15 protein-coding genes and 2 tRNA genes are annotated in these 18916 nt (G+C 52.7%); 5 read left to right on the plus strand and 12 right to left on the minus strand.

Annotated elements, in window-relative coordinates:
* Positions 1 to 42: 42 nt before the first annotated feature.
* From infB to rlmE, 10 genes are all read right to left on the minus strand, one after another.
* Positions 43 to 2733 carry a translation initiation factor IF-2 gene (infB, locus tag HA51_RS09400; RefSeq protein ID WP_084934276.1) on the minus strand — a complete coding sequence of 897 codons (2691 nt, stop codon included), beginning with the start codon at positions 2731 to 2733 and terminating at the stop codon, positions 43 to 45.
* A 17-nt stretch (positions 2734 to 2750) separates the two neighbouring features.
* The gene (nusA, locus tag HA51_RS09405; protein WP_084934277.1) at positions 2751 to 4238 is read right to left on the minus strand and encodes a transcription termination factor NusA; all 1488 of its coding nucleotides are present in this window, start codon (positions 4236 to 4238) and stop codon (positions 2751 to 2753) included.
* 24 nt (positions 4239 to 4262) lie between these two features.
* Positions 4263 to 4715, minus strand: a complete 453-nt coding sequence (gene rimP / locus HA51_RS09410; protein ID WP_139810661.1) for a ribosome maturation factor RimP — start codon at positions 4713 to 4715, stop codon at positions 4263 to 4265.
* A 212-nt stretch (positions 4716 to 4927) separates the two neighbouring features.
* Positions 4928 to 5004 (minus strand) — tRNA-Met (locus HA51_RS09415).
* Positions 5005 to 5063: 59 nt separating this feature from the next.
* Positions 5064 to 5150, minus strand: a tRNA-Leu gene (locus tag HA51_RS09420).
* A 46-nt stretch (positions 5151 to 5196) separates the two neighbouring features.
* Positions 5197 to 5532, minus strand: a complete 336-nt coding sequence (gene secG, locus HA51_RS09425) for a preprotein translocase subunit SecG (protein ID WP_084934279.1) — start codon at positions 5530 to 5532, stop codon at positions 5197 to 5199.
* A 218-nt stretch (positions 5533 to 5750) separates the two neighbouring features.
* The gene (gene glmM, locus HA51_RS09435; RefSeq protein ID WP_084934281.1) at positions 5751 to 7085 is read right to left on the minus strand and encodes a phosphoglucosamine mutase; all 1335 of its coding nucleotides are present in this window, start codon (positions 7083 to 7085) and stop codon (positions 5751 to 5753) included.
* 4 nt (positions 7086 to 7089) lie between these two features.
* Positions 7090 to 7923 carry a dihydropteroate synthase gene (gene folP / locus HA51_RS09440; protein ID WP_084934282.1) on the minus strand — a complete coding sequence of 278 codons (834 nt, stop codon included), beginning with the start codon at positions 7921 to 7923 and terminating at the stop codon, positions 7090 to 7092.
* An 85-nt stretch (positions 7924 to 8008) separates the two neighbouring features.
* Complete coding sequence (gene ftsH, locus HA51_RS09445) at positions 8009 to 9940, minus strand: ATP-dependent zinc metalloprotease FtsH (protein WP_084934283.1); 1932 nt, start codon at positions 9938 to 9940, stop codon at positions 8009 to 8011.
* A 173-nt stretch (positions 9941 to 10113) separates the two neighbouring features.
* On the minus strand, positions 10114 to 10743 hold the full coding sequence (gene rlmE / locus HA51_RS09450) for a 23S rRNA (uridine(2552)-2'-O)-methyltransferase RlmE (protein WP_084934284.1): 630 nt from the start codon (positions 10741 to 10743) through the stop codon (positions 10114 to 10116).
* Positions 10744 to 10869: 126 nt separating this feature from the next.
* On the opposite strand from rlmE, the gene yhbY reads away from it, so the two are divergent.
* The gene (gene yhbY / locus HA51_RS09455; protein WP_034826542.1) at positions 10870 to 11163 is read left to right on the plus strand and encodes a ribosome assembly RNA-binding protein YhbY; all 294 of its coding nucleotides are present in this window, start codon (positions 10870 to 10872) and stop codon (positions 11161 to 11163) included.
* 127 nt (positions 11164 to 11290) lie between these two features.
* Here yhbY and greA read toward each other — a convergent pair whose 3' ends face one another.
* On the minus strand, positions 11291 to 11767 hold the full coding sequence (greA, locus tag HA51_RS09460; RefSeq protein WP_084934285.1) for a transcription elongation factor GreA: 477 nt from the start codon (positions 11765 to 11767) through the stop codon (positions 11291 to 11293).
* 246 nt (positions 11768 to 12013) lie between these two features.
* On the opposite strand from greA, the gene dacB reads away from it, so the two are divergent.
* The 3 genes from dacB to pmrB are packed head-to-tail and all read left to right on the plus strand — an operon-like array spanning position 12014 to position 15164.
* Complete coding sequence (gene dacB, locus HA51_RS09465) at positions 12014 to 13447, plus strand: serine-type D-Ala-D-Ala carboxypeptidase (protein ID WP_084934385.1); 1434 nt, start codon at positions 12014 to 12016, stop codon at positions 13445 to 13447.
* A complete protein-coding gene (pmrA, locus tag HA51_RS09470; RefSeq protein ID WP_084934286.1) occupies positions 13447 to 14109 on the plus strand; it encodes a two-component system response regulator PmrA in 663 nt (220 codons plus the stop codon). Before dacB ends, pmrA begins: the two co-directional genes overlap by 1 nt.
* Positions 14106 to 15164: a two-component system sensor histidine kinase PmrB gene (gene pmrB, locus HA51_RS09475; RefSeq protein WP_084934287.1), complete on the plus strand. Its 1059-nt coding sequence runs from the start codon at positions 14106 to 14108 to the stop codon at positions 15162 to 15164. Before pmrA ends, pmrB begins: the two co-directional genes overlap by 4 nt.
* Here pmrB and HA51_RS09480 read toward each other — a convergent pair.
* Positions 15161 to 17434, minus strand: coding sequence for a TonB-dependent siderophore receptor (locus tag HA51_RS09480; RefSeq protein WP_084934288.1), 2274 nt, complete (start codon positions 17432 to 17434; stop codon positions 15161 to 15163). The genes pmrB and HA51_RS09480 overlap by 4 nt on opposite strands.
* Positions 17435 to 17695: 261 nt before the next feature.
* Between HA51_RS09480 and fes the strand changes: the two genes are divergently transcribed.
* Positions 17696 to 18907 carry an enterochelin esterase gene (gene fes, locus HA51_RS09485; RefSeq protein WP_084934289.1) on the plus strand — a complete coding sequence of 404 codons (1212 nt, stop codon included), beginning with the start codon at positions 17696 to 17698 and terminating at the stop codon, positions 18905 to 18907.
* Positions 18908 to 18916 lie beyond the last annotated feature (9 nt).

Raw genomic sequence — 18916 nt, forward strand, 5'->3', positions numbered from 1 at the left:
GGAGGCCAGAGGCCTCCCAAATTGCAACACATCAGATGATGATCAATCGATGGTGCGTTTAATTTCAATGATTTCGAAGACTTCGATCATATCGCCAACGCGAACATCATTGTAGTTCTTCACGCCGATACCACACTCCATGCCATTACGCACTTCGTTGACATCGTCTTTAAAGCGACGCAGAGATTCCAGTTCGCCTTCGTAAATCACCACGTTGTCGCGCAGAACGCGAATCGGGTTGTGACGTTTGATGTTGCCTTCGGTGACCATACAGCCTGCGATAGCGCCGAATTTCGGTGACTTGAACACATCACGTACAGCAGCCAGACCGATGATCTGCTGTTTGTACTCTGGTGCCAACATGCCGCTCATCGCTGCTTTCACTTCGTCGATCAGATTATAGATGACGGAGTAGTAACGCAGGTCAACGCTCTCAGCATCAATCACGCGGCGAGCTGAAGCGTCAGCACGCACGTTGAAGCCAAGGATGATCGCGTTGGATGCAGCAGCCAAAGTTGCGTCGGTTTCGGTGATACCACCCACGCCCGAACCAATAATCTTCACCTTCACTTCGTCGGTGGAGAGTTTCAGCAGGGAATCGGAGATCGCTTCGACAGAACCCTGTACGTCGGATTTCAGTACGATGTTCAGCTCGGACACTTCGCCTTCGGTCATGTTGGCGAACATGTTCTCCAACTTCGACTTCTGCTGACGCGCCAGCTTCACTTCACGGAATTTACCCTGACGATACAGAGCAACTTCACGCGCTTTCTTCTCATCACGTACTACAGTCGCTTCATCACCCGCTGCCGGCACACCGGACAGACCGAGGATTTCTACTGGAATGGACGGACCTGCTTCCAGCACTTCGCGACCCATTTCGTCACGCATCGCACGCACACGGCCATATTCGAAGCCACACAGCACGATATCGCCTTTATTCAGCGTACCTTCGCGTACCAGCACGGTGGCAACCGGACCACGACCTTTGTCGAGGAACGATTCGATCACAACGCCGCTTGCCATACCTTCGCGAATCGCTGACAGCTCAAGCACTTCGGCTTGCAGCAAGATGGCGTTCAACAGGTCGTCAATACCGGTACCGGCTTTCGCAGATACGTTAACGAACATGTTCTCGCCGCCCCACTCTTCCGGCAAGATGCCGTACTGAGTCAGTTCGTTCTTCACGCGGTCTGGATCTGCGTCTGGCTTATCAACTTTGTTGACTGCAACAACCACTGGCACACCGGCTGCTTTCGCATGCTGGATAGCTTCGATGGTCTGAGGCATCACGCCATCATCTGCAGCAACAACGAGGATAACGATATCCGTTGCCTGCGCACCACGTGCACGCATCGCGGTAAACGCGGCGTGGCCCGGGGTATCCAGGAAGGTGATCATACCGTTGTCAGTTTCAACGTGGTATGCACCGATGTGCTGAGTAATACCGCCCGCCTCGCCTGAAGCGACTTTGGTGGAACGGATGTAGTCAAGCAGTGAAGTTTTACCGTGGTCAACGTGGCCCATGATGGTCACGACTGGCGCGCGGCTTTCTTGCGCTGCATCGGTATCACGATCGTCCATTACCGCTTCTTCCAGCTCATTCTCGCGGCGCAGGATCACTTTATGACCCATCTCTTCCGCGACCATCTGAGCGGTTTCCTGGTCGATGATCTGGTTGATAGTCGCCATTGCGCCCATCTTCATCATCGCTTTAACGACCAGTGAACCTTTCACTGCCATTTTGTTGGCCAATTCAGCAACAGAAATGGTTTCGCCAATCACAACATCACGGTTAACCGCTTGGGCTGGCTTGTTGAAGCCCTGCTGCAGTGAGCTTGGTTTACGATGCTTGCCACCTTTACCGCCACGTACTTGAGCACGTGCTTCTTCACGGTCGGTTTTGGCTTCAGAATGCTTGTTGCCTTTCTTCACCGGGCGAGCAGCTTTAGTTGTACGCGCACGCGCACGACCTGCTTCAACTTGACGATCGTTTTCGTCTTCTGCCTGACGGGCATGAGTAGAAGTGGTGACGTGGTAGTCGCCCTTATCTTCTTCTTCAGGTTTTGCCCATTCAACAGCTTTTTCTTCAGCCAGGCGTTTGGATTCTTCTGCCACACGACGGGCATCTTCTTCCAGTTTACGACGCGCTTCTTCTTCTGATTTGCGTTTCAGTTCAGCCGCTTCGGCTTCACGACGGGCTTTATCAGACTGCGCAGCCTTGGTTACTTCGTCGGTAGGTTGATTTGTCACTTTGTCATTTTCCGCTGCTTCACGTTTGGCCTTTTCAGCGGCTTCGCGCTTGGCTTTATCTTCGGCTTCACGTTGCGCTTTTTGTTCAGCTTCGCGACGGGCTTGTTCTTCCGCCTCGCGACGCGCCTGCTCTTCCGCTTCACGCTGCGCCTCGGCTTCCGCTTCTGCCTGAGCTTGCTCAGACTCTGCATCGCCTTTCACGTATGTGCGCTTTTTGCGGACTTCGATTTGCACCGACTTACTTTTACCCCCGGTGACGGGAATATTCAAGGTGCTGCGCGTTTTGCGCTGCAAAGTCAGCTTACTTGAACCGGTCTGACCGTGCTCACGATTCAGGTGAGACAGTAAGGTTTCTTTCTCTTGCTGGGATACCGCATCGTTTTCAGACTTGCGGATCCCTGCATCAGCAAATTGCTGTACCAGGCGATCGACCGGAGTCTGAATTTCGGCGGCCAGCGATTTTACGGTTACATCTGTCATGCTGTTCCTTCCTGTTATTACGCGTCATCGCCGAACCAGCAGATATTACGTGCAGCCATGATCAGCGCACCGGCCTTCTCATCATCCAGCCCTTCAATATCTGTCAGATCGTCAACACCTTGCTCAGCGAGATCTTCCAGCGTGCAAACGCCTTTTGACGCCAGGCGATACGCCAGCGCACGATCCAAGCCCTCAAGATTCAGAAGATCCTCAGCGGGCTCCTGATTACCAAGGCTCTCTTCTTTCGCTAATGCCAGGGTGGTTAACGCATTTTTTGCTCGTTCACGCAGGGCTTCAATGGTCTCTTCGTCGAGGCCGTCGATTTCCAGCAGCTCGTTAATTGGCACGTAAGCCAATTCTTCCAGCGAAGAGAAGCCCTCTTCTACCAGAACGGTGGCGAACTCTTCATCGATTTCGAGATGTTTGGTGAACATATCGATCGCTGCGTGGGCTTCAGCCTGATGCTTAGCCTGCAGATCATCGACGGTCATCACGTTCAGTTCCCAGCCACTCAGTTGGGAAGCCAGACGCACGTTTTGGCCGTTACGGCCGATCGCTTGAGCCAGATTACCGGCTTCAACAGCGATATCCATGGTGTGATTATCTTCATCCACCACAATTGATGCCACATCAGCTGGTGCCATAGCGTTAATCACGAATTGTGCCGGGTTGTCATCCCACAACACGATATCGATACGCTCGCCACCCAGCTCGCTTGAAACAGCCTGCACACGCGCACCGCGCATACCGACACAAGCACCTACTGGATCAATACGTTTATCGTTGGTCTTCACGGCGATTTTGGCACGTGAACCCGGATCGCGCGCTGCCGCTTTGATCTCGATAACTTCTTCGCCGATTTCTGGCACTTCAATGCGGAACAGTTCGATCAGCATTTCCGGCTTAGAACGGGTCACAAACAACTGAGCGCCACGAGCTTCTGGGCGTACAGCATATAGCACACCGCGAATACGATCGCCCGGACGGAAGTTTTCACGAGGCAGCATATCCTCACGGCCAATCACGGCTTCAGCATTGCTGCCGAGGTCCAGTGAAATGCTGTCGCGGTTCACTTTCTTCACCACGCCAGTGATGATTTCACCTTCGTGCTGACGGAATTGATCAACCACCATCGCGCGCTCAGCTTCACGTACTTTCTGCACGATAACCTGTTTCGCGGTTTGCGTCGTAATACGGTCGAAGGTGACAGATTCAATCTGATCTTCAACGTATTCGCCCAGATTGAACGCTTCATCTTCAAAGCGCGCGGCATCCAGCGTGATCTCACGTGTTGGCTGTGTGACTTCGTCCACAATCACCCAACGACGGAAAGTATCGAAATCGCCGCTACGGCGGTCAATGCTGACGCGCACTTCGATCTCTTGCTCATACTTCTTTTTGGTCGCAGTGGCCAAAGCGCTCTCCAGCGCTTCGAAGATTTTCTCACGCGGCAGGGCTTTTTCGTTAGAAACGGCTTCTACTACAGCTAAGATCTCTTTGTTCATCCTGGTTAGCCTCAATCCGGACTTTTAAAAGTGGGGGACCAGGTTCGCTTTCTGAATATTACTCAGTGCGAACACTTCATCGTTACCCTCAACGGTCACCGTGATCATCTCACCTTCGACAGACTTGATGATGCCCTGCCATTTACGGCGGTTTTGTACGGCCATACGCAGTACCACGCTCACTTCATCACCGACGAAACGATTATAGTGTTCAGCAGTGAAAAGAGGACGCTCAAGACCAGGCGAGGAAACTTCAAGGTGGTAAGCAACAGTAATAGGATCTTCTACATCCATCACCGCGCTGACCTGGTGGCTGACATCGGCACAATCATCAACATTGATACCGTCTTCACTATCAATATAGATGCGCAAAGTCGATGTGCGACCGCGAACGAATTCGATACCGACCAATTCGTAGCCAAGCGCTTCTACCGGAGCGGTGATCAAATCAGTCAATTTTTGCTCTAATGTGGACAAGCCCACCCCCAAGACATAAAAAAAGGGCCTATAGCCCAGTGTTGCGATTCCTAATAACAAAAAACCCCGAAAATTCGGGGCTTTTTATGACTGGACCCTGTACGCCGCATGGCGGCTTCGGCACACGATCCAAAAGAATTTTTTTCAAAAACTCACTGAGGATGCGTCCGTCGATGCATACAGTATATTTGAAAAAGAACTCTAAGGGAAAGTGGTTGCGGGGGCCGGATTTGAACCGACGACCTTCGGGTTATGAGCCCGACGAGCTACCAGGCTGCTCCACCCCGCGTCCGAAAACGTGGCGAATATTACGCCGATCTTGCGAAAATAGCAAGTTTTACTGAGATTTGGTACCGAGGACGGGACTTGAACCCGTAAGCCCTTTCGAGCACTACCACCTCAAGGTAGCGTGTCTACCAATTTCACCACCTCGGTACTGCACTGACTGCGACGCTGTGTTGTCGCTAAAGCATTGACGATTTTACTGCGGGATATCATTGCCCGGGGTTGCCGGTTTAGCTGGCTGAGTCTGCTGTTGAGACTGAGCTGGCGCAGTGAGGTTATCCCACTCGCTTCCTTTAGAAGTTTTGTTCGTGTTCAGATTGCCCAGAATCAGACTGATAACAAAGAACAGGGTAGCCAGCACGCCGGTCATACGAGTCATGAAATTACCAGACCCATTTGAACCAAACAGTGTACCAGAGGCGCCCGCACCGAACGAGGCTCCCATATCAGCGCCTTTGCCTTGCTGCAGCATGATCAGACCTACAAGGCCAATCGCTACAATAAGGAAAACAACTAAGAGAGCTTCGTACATAATCAACCTGTTTCCTTGCGCATTATCTGCACAGTTAAAAACTTCACCAATATTGACGGAGAGTATCGTCATCACCCATCAGAAGCGGGTGTGAATACTAACCAATGGTGCATACCTCTGCAAGCGCAATTTTCATCAACGTTATTGATTGCGGAAAAAAGCGCCATCATGGTGATTTTACAGGCGGAAAGGCTGAAATCTTTCCGCCTGTTGCACCGTTAGACTGCTTTGACCGCATCCGCGATTTTATGCGCTAACTCGGTTACCAGCGTTTCATCTTCACCTTCTACCATCACGCGAATCAGCGGCTCAGTGCCCGATTTACGCAGCAGTACACGCCCTCGCCCTGCCAGCGTTTTTTCCACTTCAGCGTTGACCGCTTTAACGCTGTCGCTCTCCAGCGGATCATGGCTGCCACTGAAACGGACGTTGACTAATATCTGCGGCAACATCTTCATACCACTACATAAATCATGCAGGCTCATATGGTTGCGCACAATTGCAGTAAGTACTTGCAAACTTGCCACTATACCGTCACCCGTGCTGATTTTATCCAGTAAAATCACATGCCCGGAGTTCTCAGCGCCCATGCGCCAGCCCTTCTCCTGCATTTTTTCCAGCACGTAACGATCACCCACTTTTGCACGGGTAAATGGAATGCCTAACTGCTTCAACGCCAGCTCCAGCCCCATGTTACTCATCAATGTCCCTACTACACCTCCGCGAAGCTGTCCCTGACGTAGGGCTTCTCGCGCGATGATGTAAAGAATCTGGTCGCCATCCACCTTCTCGCCTAAGTGATCGACCATCATGATGCGGTCGCCGTCACCGTCATAGGCCAGACCAAGATCGGCTTTCTCTTCGAGAACACGCTGTTGCAACATGCGCAGATCGGTGGCACCACACTCTTTGTTGATGTTCATGCCATCTGGCTGCACGCCAATCGCAATGACTTTAGCGCCCAGTTCACGCAGCACGTTTGGGGCGATGTGGTAAGTGGCCCCGTTTGCGCAGTCCACCACAATCTTCAAGCCATTAAGGCTTAGTTCGCCAGGGAATGTACCTTTGCAAAACTCAATGTAGCGACCCGCGGCATCCACAATACGGCTTGCTCGTCCCAGCTCCGCAGATTCCACACAGGTCAAAGGCTTTTCAAGTTCCAGCTCAATGGCTTCTTCCACTTCGTCAGGCAGTTTGGTGCCTTCGGCAGAGAAAAATTTAATGCCGTTATCGTCGAAGGGGTTGTGCGATGCCGAGATCACAATGCCGGCTTCTGCACGGAAAGTACGAGTCAGGTAGGCAATGGCAGGCGTCGGCATCGGCCCCGTAAAGGCTGCAGATAACCCCGCCGCCGCAAGGCCAGCTTCCAGCGCCGACTCCAGCATATAACCAGAAATGCGCGTGTCTTTACCAATCACAACTTTCTTAGAACCTGAACGCGCCAGCACTTTACCGGCAGCAAAACCCAGCTTCAGTACAAAATCAGGCGTGATCGGAGCTTCACCCACTTTGCCACGAATGCCATCTGTACCGAAATATTTACGATTACTCATGCCTTTATCCTTTTGCTCGCCGTGTCGCCTCGACAACGCGCATCGCTTCGACAGTTTCTTTCACATCATGCACGCGAATAATTTGTGCCCCCTGCATAGCGGCAATCACCGCACAGCTCAGGCTTCCGGTCAGGCGTTGCGCCGGACCGACATTTAACAGCTGGCCAATCATCGACTTACGCGACATTCCCACTAATAACGGCAAACCGAAGTGATGAAAATGACTCAGTTCAGCCAACAGTTGATAATTGTGGCTGAGATTTTTACCGAAACCGAAGCCAGGGTCGAGCAGCAGATTCTCTTTTTTAATGCCCGCGGCTTCACAGCGTGCAATTTGCGTTGTGAAGTAAGCGTCCACTTCGCTCACAATATCTTGATATTCTGGCGCCTGTTGCATGGTACGGGGTTCACCCTGCATATGCATCAGACAAACCGGCAACCCCGTTTCCGCAGCGGCATTCAACGCGCCGGGTTCTGATAGCGAGCGAATATCATTAATGATGTGAGCACCCACTCGCGCTGCCTCACGGATAACTTCTGGCTTTGACGTATCGACAGAAATCCACACTTCAAAGCGCTGAGCAATCGCTTCGACAACAGGGATAACACGCGCCAGTTCTTCTTCCACGCTCACTTCATCTGCGCCCGGCCGCGTTGACTCGCCGCCCACATCGATGATAGTGGCACCGGCATTGACCATCTCATTGGTATGGGTCAGTGCATCCACCAAGGTGTTATGCGTCCCGCCATCAGAAAAGGAGTCCGGCGTGACATTCAAAATACCCATCACATGGGGAAACGAAAGATCGAGATGGGAATCACGGGCGTACAACTTCATGGGGGGAATCTCCTGGGAATTCACTGAATCACTAAATGTAAAAAACCCCGGACCAGCCGGGGTTTTTGCAGAGGTTTGAAGCCTCTTATTTGTCGAGCTGCTCTGACATGGTGTTGCCAGGATTAGGCGTACGCGGTTCATCAACCGGACGTGGCGCCTTTGGCGTACCATTATTGTCTGATGAGCTGCTGTTGCCTGAATCATCCCAACCCGCAGGTGGACGAACTTCACGACGAGCCATCAGGTCATCAATCTGCGGTGCATCAATGGTTTCATACTTCATCAGCGCGTCTTTCATCGCGTGAAGGATGTCCATGTTCTCACCCAGCAGAACGCGAGCACGCTGGTAGTTGCTGTCGATCAGGTGCTTAACTTCCTGGTCGATGATACGTGCTGTTTCATCAGACATGTGTTTTGCCTTCGCCACAGAGCGACCAAGGAACACTTCGCCTTCTTCTTCAGCGTACAGCAACGGACCCAATTTTTCGTTGAAGCCCCACTGCGTCACCATGTTACGCGCCAGATTAGTCGCTACCTTGATGTCGTTAGAAGCACCGGTAGAGACACGTTCTGCACCGTAAATAATTTCTTCAGCAAGACGACCACCGTACAAGGTAGAAATCTGGCTTTCCAGCTTCTGACGGCTGGCGCTGATTGCGTCACCTTCAGGCAGGAAGAAAGTCACACCCAGCGCACGTCCGCGAGGAATAATCGTCACTTTGTGCACCGGATCATGTTCCGGTACCAGACGACCAATAATCGCATGGCCAGCTTCGTGGTAAGCGGTCGATTCTTTCTGCGCTTCCGTCATCACCATGGAGCGACGTTCTGCACCCATCATGATTTTGTCTTTCGCTTTCTCGAACTCAACCATCGAGACCACACGCTTGTTGCCACGTGCAGCGAACAGTGCCGCTTCGTTGACAAGGTTAGCGAGGTCAGCACCTGAGAAGCCCGGCGTACCACGTGCGATGATTGCTGCATCAATGTCTGTAGCCAGCGGCACACGACGCATATGCACTTTCAGAATCTGTTCACGACCGCGAACGTCTGGCAGACCCACCACAACCTGGCGGTCAAAACGGCCTGGACGCAGCAGCGCCGGGTCGAGTACGTCTGGACGGTTGGTTGCGGCGATAACGATGATGCCTTCATTGCCTTCGAAGCCATCCATCTCAACCAGCATCTGGTTCAGCGTCTGCTCACGTTCATCGTGACCACCGCCTAAACCGGCGCCACGTTGACGGCCTACGGCATCGATTTCATCGATAAAGATGATGCACGGCGCGGCTTTCTTCGCCTGCTCGAACATGTCACGCACACGAGATGCACCGACACCCACAAACATTTCGACGAAGTCAGAACCAGAGATAGTAAAGAACGGCACTTTCGCTTCGCCAGCAATCGCTTTAGCCAGCAAGGTTTTACCGGTACCCGGAGGACCGACCATCAGGACGCCTTTCGGGATCTTACCACCCAGTTTCTGGAAGCGGCTTGGCTCGCGCAGATATTCAACCAGCTCACCCACTTCTTCTTTCGCTTCATCACAGCCAGCGACATCAGCAAAAGTGGTCTTGATCTGGTCTTCGGTCAGCATACGGGCTTTGCTCTTGCCAAAGGACATCGCGCCTTTGCCACCGCCGCCCTGCATCTGACGCATAAAGAAGATCCAAACGCCTATCAACAGCAGCATTGGGAACCAAGAGATGAAGATAGAAGCCAGCAGGCTTGGTTCTTCAGGTGGTTCGCCAACCACTTTGACGTTTTTGGTCAAGAGGTTATCAAGCAGCTTAGGGTCGTTGACAGGAATGTAAGTCGTATATTTATTACTGTCTTTTTTGACAACGTTAATTTCACGCCCGTTAATACGTGCCTCGCGGACCTGATCCTGGTTCACTTCCGACAGGAAGGTTGAATAATCAACCCTACGGCCATTCGACTCGCTGGGCCCAAAGCTCTGGAAGACAGACATCAGCACGACCGCGATGACTAACCAGAGAATCAGGTTTTTCGCCATGTCACTCAAGGGATTAACCTCATATTACAACGGTGTTAACAGACAGCGTAGGGTACTATATATCCTTCAGACCTGGAATCGCGGCGCTGATGATTTTACTGCTTTCCACTGAAACTCAGAATTACACATCAGAGTAAACGCAGTTCGCCTTGCTTTGATTCCGGTACCGAGGGCTATAGTTTGCGCCCTGTCGCCACAATATACACTTCACGCGAACGTAAACGAGAAGCGTCTGGCTTACGAATTTTCACTTTCGTAAATAGGGAGCGAATTTCCCGCAGGTATTCCTCGAAGCCATCTCCCTGAAACACTTTCACTACAAAACTGCCGCCAGGTGCCAGGATATCTCGACACATTTCCAGCGCCAACTCTACCAAATACATTGATCGTGGAATATCAACCGCAGGTGTACCGCTCATGTTCGGCGCCATGTCAGACATGACAACTTGCACCTTTTGGTCACCTACACGCTCCAGCAATGCGCTTAAAACCGCCTCTTCACGAAAGTCGCCCTGCAAAAAATCGACGCCGACAATCGGGTCCATAGGAAGCAAATCACAGGCAATAATACGACCATTCGATCCAATTTGTTGTACCGCATATTGCGACCAACCACCGGGTGCAGCACCCAGATCTACCACTGTCATGCCGGGTTTGAAAAGCTTGTCACCCTGCTGAATTTCATCCAGTTTAAACCAGGCGCGCGAACGCAACCCCTTTTTCTGTGCCTGAAGCACATATTTATCGCTAAAGTGTTCCTGTAGCCAGCGACTGGAGCTGGCCGAACGCTTTTTACCCGTCATAATTTTTCCAATTAAATCTTCATCGTAGCGATAAATCAGTACGCAATCGGTCGCGTTGATTTGGCGATATACCCGAGATGGCGGTAGAATGAACCGTTTTCAATCCCTGAGTAAGTAAAAAATACGATGAATCTGAGTACCAAACAAAAACAGCACCTGAAAGGCCTTGCCCATCCACTTAAGCCCGTTGTTATGCTGGGCGGTAATGGCTTGACCGAAGGCGTGCTCGCCGAAATCGAACTGGCGCTCGAGCATCACGAATTGATCAAGGTGAAAATTGCCTCGGAAGATCGTGAAACCAAGCAGCTGATCGTTGACGCAATCGTACGTGAAACAAAAGCTTGTAACGTACAGGTCATCGGCAACACGCTGGTGCTGTATCGCCCTGCAAAAGAGCGCAAAATTACTCTGCCACGTTAATAAGCCGTAAAGGCTGCCATGACGGGCAGAGAAAGTGCCATGCTCCTGCATGGGATAAAAGGCCGCTATGCGGCCTTTTTCCTTTCTTTACAATGTGCGGCTATACATTTCAAAGCGTAGCAATATCTTAAAGGTATTCCACCTTTAACACTTCATATTCCACATCGCCGCCCGGTGTCTTCACAATCGCGACGTCATCCGCTTCTTTTCCAATCAAACCACGCGCCATGGGTGAGTTCACAGAAATCAGATTCAGCTTAAAGTCGGCCTCGTCATCACCCACAATGCGGTAAGTGAATTCTTCGTCAGTATCCACATTCAAAATGGTCACGGTGGCACCAAAAATAACGCGTCCGGTCTTTGGCATCGAAGTGATATCAATCACCTGAGCGTTAGAGAGTTTGGCTTCAATCTCTTGAATACGCCCTTCACAAAAACCCTGCTCTTCGCGGGCAGCGTGGTACTCGGCATTCTCTTTCAGATCGCCGTGCTCACGGGCTTCGGCGATAGAGGCGATGATGCGCGGACGCTTCACGGTTTTCAGTTCGTTCAGCTCTTCACGCAGGCTCTCAGCGCCTTTCAACGTCATCGGAATCTGATTCATTTTGGCTCCTCGTCATCTATCCTGGTTAACGGCGTCATCCTGACCGGTGACAGCAGAAAATAGCTTCTGCGGCGCGTTACCTCTTTTCACAAGCAAAAGAATCCTGACCCGGAAAGCTTTCCGGGTCAGGTTCGGTTTTGCATTTTGATACGTATTTTACCCCAGAGTTCCCTGTGGGTCATCGTTTACTTTGCACCGCCTCGGGACGTAGTATTGACGCCTTCACCCGTCAGTTACCGCGAGATTATGCGATTTTCACGACTTGTTACCGGATTAACCTGTGCGTTTATGCTGCAGGCACAAGCAGCCCCCGTTGAAGAATACATGCAGTATTTGCCAGACGGCGCAAACCTGGCGCTGTTGGTACAAAAAGTGGGCGCATCAACCCCGATAATCGACTATCACGGCAAACAGATGGCATTGCCGGCCAGTACGATGAAAGTCGTGACTGCGCTGGCGGCTTTACTGGAACTCGGTCCTGATTTCCGATTCCAGACCACCATGGAAACCAAAGGTGCGGTCAGCGATGGCACACTTAACGGTGATTTGGTGGCACGCTTTGGTGGCGATCCGACGCTGAGCCGTCAGGATTTGCGCAACATGGTTGCGGCGCTGAAAAAGCAGGGCATCACGCACATCAAGGGCAATTTGGTGATCGACACCTCGGTGTTCGCCAGCCACGACGCTGCGCCAGGATGGCCGTGGAACGATATGACGCAGTGCTTCAGTGCCCCGCCAGGCGCGGCTATTGTTGATAAAAACTGTTTCTCCGTCTCGCTTTACAGCGCCAATACGCCGGGCGAAAACGCCTTTGTACGCATCGCTTCCTATTATCCGGCGCATATGTTTAGCCAGGTACGCACCATTGGCCGTAACAGTGGTGATGGACAATATTGCGAACTGGATGTCGTGCCGGGCGAACTGAACCGTTACACGTTGACGGGCTGCATGCGCCAGCGCGCTGAACCGCTGCCGCTGGCCTTTGCCGTGCAAGATGGTGCAGCGTGGGCCGGTGAAATCCTGAAAGCCGAACTGCGTGCCGCCGATATCGACTACAGCGGGCACTTAGTACGTCAGACGCAAGTGACGCCACCTGGCACCGTACTCGCCTCAACGCAATCCGCGCCGCTGCATAATCTGTTGCACACCATGTTGAAGAAATCAGACAACATGATTGCAGATACCGTGTTCCGCACCATTGGCCATCACTATTTCAATGTGCCAGGCACGTTCCGCGCCGGTTCTGATGCCGTACGCCGTATTCTGCGTGAAAAAGCCGGTGTTGATCTGGGTAACAGCATTCAGGTCGATGGATCTGGCTTGTCGCGCCATGATTTGATCGCGCCGGATACCATGATGCAGGTGCTGCAATACATTGCTAAAAATGATTCGACGTTGGACTATATTTCGATGCTGCCGCTGGCTGGTTATGATGGCACACTGCAATATCGTGGTGGTCTGCACGAAGCGGGACTGGATGGCAAAGTATCGGCCAAAACCGGTTCACTGCAGGGCGTCTATAATCTGGCAGGATTCATCACCACCTCCAGCGGCGCGCGCGTGGCCTTTGTGCAATATCTTTCTGGCTATGCCGTACCGCCTGAAGATCAAAAAACACGGCGTATCCCTCTGGTACGCTTTGAGAGCCGCCTCTACTCGGATATCAACAAAAACAACTAATGAAACTGCTGATTGTTGAAGATGATGCGCTGTTACAGTCGGGCCTGGCTCAGGCCCTCAGTGCACAAGGTTATGCCATCGATTGCGCCAGCACGGCCGCAGAGAGCAACGCATTTTTGCGTAGCGGCCAATACAGTCTGATCGTGTTGGATCTCGGACTGCCGGATCGTGATGGCGCGACGCTGCTACGCCAGTGGCGACGTGATGGCATCAACGTGCCGGTGCTGATCCTCACAGCACGTGATGCATTAGAAGATCGCGTCGATGGCTTGGATGCAGGCGCCGATGATTATCTGGTGAAACCTTTTGCGCTGGTGGAACTGCAGGCGCGTGTGCGTGCCTTGATCCGTCGTTTTCAGGGACACAGTGACAACTTGCTGCAGCAGGGCGATCTCACACTGAATTTGAGTACGCAACAGGTATTGCTTGAGGAACGTCCGCTGGAAATCACGCCGAAAGAGTTCGCACTGCTAACGCGTCTGTTGATGCGTGTCGGTCAGAACGTCCATCGTGAAACGTTACAGCAGGATCTCTATAGTTGGAATGACGATCCCGGATCCAACACCCTGGAAGTTCACATCCACAATCTGCGTCGCAAGCTCGGGAAAGATCGCATCAAAACCGTGCGCGGCGTGGGCTACCGTCTGGAATTACGCGAATGAATAGCATGCGTCAGCGGTTACTGATAATGCTGGCGCTGATTCTCCTCACCTGCCAGGTGATGAGCGCCATCTGGCTGTGGCATGAAAGCCGCGAACAGATCAGTTTCCTGGTTAATGAAACCCTTTCGGCCCAAGCGCGTAATGACCGCGTCGAAAATGAGATCCGCGAAGCGATTGCGTCGCTGCTGCTGCCCTCGTTAGTGATGATAGCGCTGACGCTGCTACTCTCATTCTGGGCGATCAACTGGATTATTCGCCCACTGCGTTCGCTGCAAGATAGCCTGGCACACCGCTCTGCCGACAATCTCACCCCGCTGCCGGTCTATTCCGAAATGGATGAGATCGTCGCCGTCACATCCTCCATCAATCAGCTCTTATCCCGTCTCGATCACACGCTACAGCAGGAACGTTTATTTACGGCCGATGCGGCGCACGAGTTGCGTACGCCTTTGGCAGGACTGCGCCTGCATCTGGAGCTATTGCACCAGCAAAGCGTGCCGCAGAGCGAGATGCTGATTGAGCGCATCGATCAATTGATGCATACCGTTGAGCAATTGCTGATGCTGTCGCGTGCAGGCCAAGCGCTGGCGGGTGGCCACTATCAACAACTGTTGTGGCAGAAAGACATCATGCAGCCGCTAGAGCCGGAAATGGCCGAACTTTACGAACAACGCCAGCAAACGCTGCACTGGCCACATAACAAAGACATCCCGCAGCAAGGCGAAGCCGTACTGCTACGCCTAATGCTGCGCAATTTGCTTGAGAATGCCTCACGTTATAGCCCGGAAGGGAGTGAAGTGAGAGTAAATATGCAGCAAGACAAACAGCAGGTGATCATCGAAGTGTGGGATCAGGGGCCAGGCATTGAGGCCGATGCAGCGGAAGAATTAACCCAAGCGTTCCGTCGACGCGATCAGCGTTACGGTGGCAGTGGATTGGGTTTGAACATTGTGCTGCGCATTGTGCAGATGCATCGTGGCAGGCTGGAGCTGATAAACCGTTCAGATAGCAGCGGGCTGATTGCCCGCTGCTATTTACCGCAACAGCTGCTTTAGAAGTGGGTGTTGAGGCTCATGTAGTAAGTACGACCTGATTCGTTATAAGTATTGGCACCCGCACCGTAGAGATAAGCGCCCGTGGTGGCGTTACCGGTGGTTTGCGCATTACCTTCACGGAAGTGACGCTTATCAAACAGGTTGTCGATACCCAAGGTCACGCTGGCGTACTTATTCACATCGTAAGTGCCGCTCAGGCCAATGATGGAGTAAGGACTGACTTTATCGGCCGCGCTTCCCGTAACAGGCTGACCTTTGTAGTCATACTTTTTCGGTGTCTGCGTGCCGTACCAAGTCAGAGTGGTTTGCAGCGACAGGTCCTGCGTTGCCTGCCAGCTCAGCGTGGAGTTCAAGGTGTATTCCGGGATGATCGACAGACGATCGCCGGTTTCCTTGTTCTTACTCTGCAGCATGTAAGTGAAGTTGTTGTTCCACATTACGCTATCAGAGAACGGTACGTTAACCGTACCTTCCAGCCCTTCCACCACCGCTTTCGGTACGTTTTCCCACTTATAGATATCCGTGGTGCCATTCGAGGCTTTACCGACTGCTGCATAACCCGCTTCGATCTTGTTACGATAATCGTTACGGAACCAAGTCAGACCCGCCTGATAACCTTCATGTTTCCACTCTAGCCCAATCTCTTTGTTGAAACTGTTTTCGGCTTTCAGGTCCGGGTTACCCTGCAAATAGCAGGCACCAGTACTGGCAGCACAACCCTGACCGTTGCTGTACAGCAGGTAGTTCGGGTTGGTCTGGTACAAGCTTGGCGCTTTATACGCCAGGCCCGCGCCCATCTTCAGCGTGAAGTCATCACCCAAACCTTGCGACAGGTTCAGAGACGGGCTCCAGTTGTTGCCCACAATCGAGTGGTGATCGAAACGCAGGCTTGGCGTCAGCATGGTGCTGTCGGTCAGCTCCATGTTGTCTTCAGCGAACAGCGAGAAGATTTCCGCCTTTGAATACGGGCTGCGGCCAGTATTCGACACGCCTGGCACATCACCGTAGCTCGCAGCCTGGGTGGTTGAAGAGGGATCCTTCATGCTCTGCTGGTTCCATTCGGTACCCAGCGTTGCCGTCTGATTAATCAGCCATTCGAAAGGAATACTGACTTCGCTGTGCAGCAAAATATCGTCTAACTGAATGGTGTTGAAACCATCGTTAGAGAAGATACCTTCGGTACCGCCCGCCAGACCTTCGTTGATACGGCTGTTACGGGTTTTCTCATAACGCGCGTAGGTATTGGTGCTGACACCGTTATCCCAGGCACCGGTCCATTTCAACGAGATGTTCTGACGATACAGGCGGTTAGTTTCATCACCATAGAGGCTTTTCACCAGCGCACTGGTGTTGGTGTTCTGCGTATCGCCTGCGTACAGGTTGCCCTGACGGCTATAACCGGCCTGCAGTTCCAGGGTTTGCATCGGAGCAAACGCCCAGCTCAACAACGCATTGATATCTTTGTTAACTGAACCTTCACGTCCAGACGGATAGCTGCCCGCATAAGTACCGGTACGTGCCGCTGCGTGGCCATCGTTGATGTCGTAAGCGTCCGCCTGGGTTTTGGCTAAGCCACCGTACAAACGGAAGTTAACATCATCACCCAATGGGCCTTCAAGGCTGAAGTTGGTGCGTTTTGTGGAACCTTCCGATTTATGTTCCGGAGCATTTAAGTAGGTGTTCCACGAGCCGTGCCACTGCTGGTCGGTGTATTTCTTGGTGATAATATTCACCACCCCACCCGCCGCGCCGTTACCGTAGCGTACCGCTGCCGGGCCACGAATCACGTCGATGCGTTCGATCATCTCCGGCGGTACCCAGTTGGTGTCACCGCGCGTATCACGCTCGCCACGCCAACCTAAACGCACTGAATTGCGGCTGGTGATCGGCATGCCGTCCACCATGATCAGGGTATTCTCCGGGCCCATGCCGCGAATATCAATCTGACGATTGTTACCGCGCTGGCCGCTGGTTGAGTTGCCAGTGAGGTTGACGCCTGGCATGGTTCGAATGATTTCCGAGACATCGCGCGCAGGAGGATGCTTTTTAATTTCGTCTGCGGTGATGGTAGACACGCCGGGTGCCTGCAGGTTTTGCTGCTGGGCGGTCACCATTAACGTACCGCCGTTCATGGATTCGGCGTCGGGTGAAGATTGGCTGCTGGTCGTCTTGCTGGAAGTGTCTGCTGCCCAGGCGCTGCCGGAGAGCAGTGAGGCGCTAAGCCCCAGTTCAATCAAAATAGCTAATGATAATCGTGAATAACGCGTCATTGTTTTCATTCCTGGATGGCCAGCGAAAAATGCCGTTGGATTCTTGACTGGCGAGCCGGTGAGAATATCCCTGTCCTTGTACGCTGAGTTCCAGACCTGACAGTGCCATCCGTTGCATAACTTTCCAAAAAGGAAAGAGTCAGGCGGAACGCGCGCGCTCTTTTTGAGCGGAAACACCCTATTGCAAATGCAAATAGTTATCAATAGTATTAAATATTAATCTTATGTAAATCTTTCCCTACACAGTGACTGGCAGCCCCTATGACCTGGCGAAATGATGTGACCGGTAACGAAGCCTGGTGGCAGGAGCAACAATCTCAAGGTATTCCACGCGTAGATGTCCAACCGGATGGCACCTGTCTGGTCACCTTCTTCTGGCGGGACCCGCAAGGCAGTGAAAGTACCTCAAGCACGCAGCGGGTGTGGATCAACATTACCGGCGTGACCGATCATCACCAGAAGCGTCCACCGCAATCCTTGGTGCGCGTAACAGGCACCGATGTGTGGTACTGGCAAACGTCGCTTCCTGCCAACTGGCGCGGCAGCTACTGTCTGATGCCCGATGAACAAGCCACCGATTTCTCGGGTGAAGCCGACATGTACGCACTGCGTCAGTGGTGGCGTGACAAATTCCCTACGGCCAAGGCCGACCCACTCAATAAACTGCGCGGCTGGGCGGGCGGACGCGGCATGGGCGTATCGCCGCTGCATCTGCCACAGGCCCCCAATCAGCAAATCTGGCAATCCGTTGACGATGGCACTGCACCCGCCATCGCTTTGCAGCAATATCAGTGGGATAGCGAACTATTAGGCAATAGCCGCAAAGTGTGGATTTACACCACAGGTGAGTCTGATGCGGCACAACGCCCGCTGGCCATCCTGCTGGACGGACAATTTTGGGCCAATCAAATGCCGATTGCCGGGCCGTTGCAGCACCTCACTGACGCGAAGAAATTGCCCGCTGCGGTCTATCTGTTTATCGACATCATTGACCGTGAGCACCGTAGCCGGGAACTGCCCTGCAACCCACAGTTTTGGCAGGCGGTTCAGCAGGAGTTACTGCCACAAGTGGCGGAATGGGCTCCCTATCACCAACAGGCCAGCAGCACATTGGTGGCCGGGCAAAGCTTTGGTGGTCTGGCTTCGGTGTTCGCTGCGCTGCATTTCCCGCAAACTTTCGGTAACGCGCTTAGCCTCTCGGGATCCTTCTGGTGGCCAGAGCGTGGTAATCCGCACGGTTGGCTGTTGCAGGCGCTGGATAGCGGCTTAGCACCCAAACAGCCGCTGCGTTTTTGGCTAGAGGCCGGAAAACGTGAAGGCTTGATTCTGCAAGCTAATCAACAATTACAACAACAACTTACCGCGGCCGGTTATCAGGTTAATTACCAACCGGTTGAGGGCGGCCATGACGCGCTGTGCTGGCGCGGTGGTCTGCTCGACGGTCTGCAAGCCCTGTGGCGCAATCCGACTTAATTTCATCAC

The sequence above is a fragment of the Pantoea rwandensis genome, from assembly GCF_002095475.1.
In the GTDB taxonomy this organism is placed as follows: Bacteria; Pseudomonadota; Gammaproteobacteria; order Enterobacterales; family Enterobacteriaceae; genus Pantoea; species Pantoea rwandensis.

Bases quoted from the DNA above. Each gene is read 5' to 3' on its own strand.
- infB (WP_084934276.1), bottom strand. From the start codon at position 2,733: ATGACAGATGTAACCGTAAAATCGCTGGCCGCCGAAATTCAGACTCCG.
- nusA (WP_084934277.1), bottom strand. From the start codon at position 4,238: ATGAACAAAGAGATCTTAGCTGTAGTAGAAGCCGTTTCTAACGAAAAA.
- secG (WP_084934279.1), bottom strand. From the start codon at position 5,532: ATGTACGAAGCTCTCTTAGTTGTTTTCCTTATTGTAGCGATTGGCCTT.
- glmM (WP_084934281.1), bottom strand. From the start codon at position 7,085: ATGAGTAATCGTAAATATTTCGGTACAGATGGCATTCGTGGCAAAGTG.
- folP (WP_084934282.1), bottom strand. From the start codon at position 7,923: ATGAAGTTGTACGCCCGTGATTCCCATCTCGATCTTTCGTTTCCCCAT.
- ftsH (WP_084934283.1), bottom strand. From the start codon at position 9,940: ATGGCGAAAAACCTGATTCTCTGGTTAGTCATCGCGGTCGTGCTGATG.
- rlmE (WP_084934284.1), bottom strand. From the start codon at position 10,743: ATGACGGGTAAAAAGCGTTCGGCCAGCTCCAGTCGCTGGCTACAGGAA.
- yhbY (WP_034826542.1), top strand. From the start codon at position 10,870: ATGAATCTGAGTACCAAACAAAAACAGCACCTGAAAGGCCTTGCCCAT.
- greA (WP_084934285.1), bottom strand. From the start codon at position 11,767: ATGAATCAGATTCCGATGACGTTGAAAGGCGCTGAGAGCCTGCGTGAA.
- dacB (WP_084934385.1), top strand. From the start codon at position 12,014: ATGCGATTTTCACGACTTGTTACCGGATTAACCTGTGCGTTTATGCTG.
- pmrA (WP_084934286.1), top strand. From the start codon at position 13,447: ATGAAACTGCTGATTGTTGAAGATGATGCGCTGTTACAGTCGGGCCTG.
- pmrB (WP_084934287.1), top strand. From the start codon at position 14,106: ATGAATAGCATGCGTCAGCGGTTACTGATAATGCTGGCGCTGATTCTC.
- HA51_RS09480 (WP_084934288.1), bottom strand. From the start codon at position 17,434: ATGACGCGTTATTCACGATTATCATTAGCTATTTTGATTGAACTGGGG.
- fes (WP_084934289.1), top strand. From the start codon at position 17,696: ATGACCTGGCGAAATGATGTGACCGGTAACGAAGCCTGGTGGCAGGAG.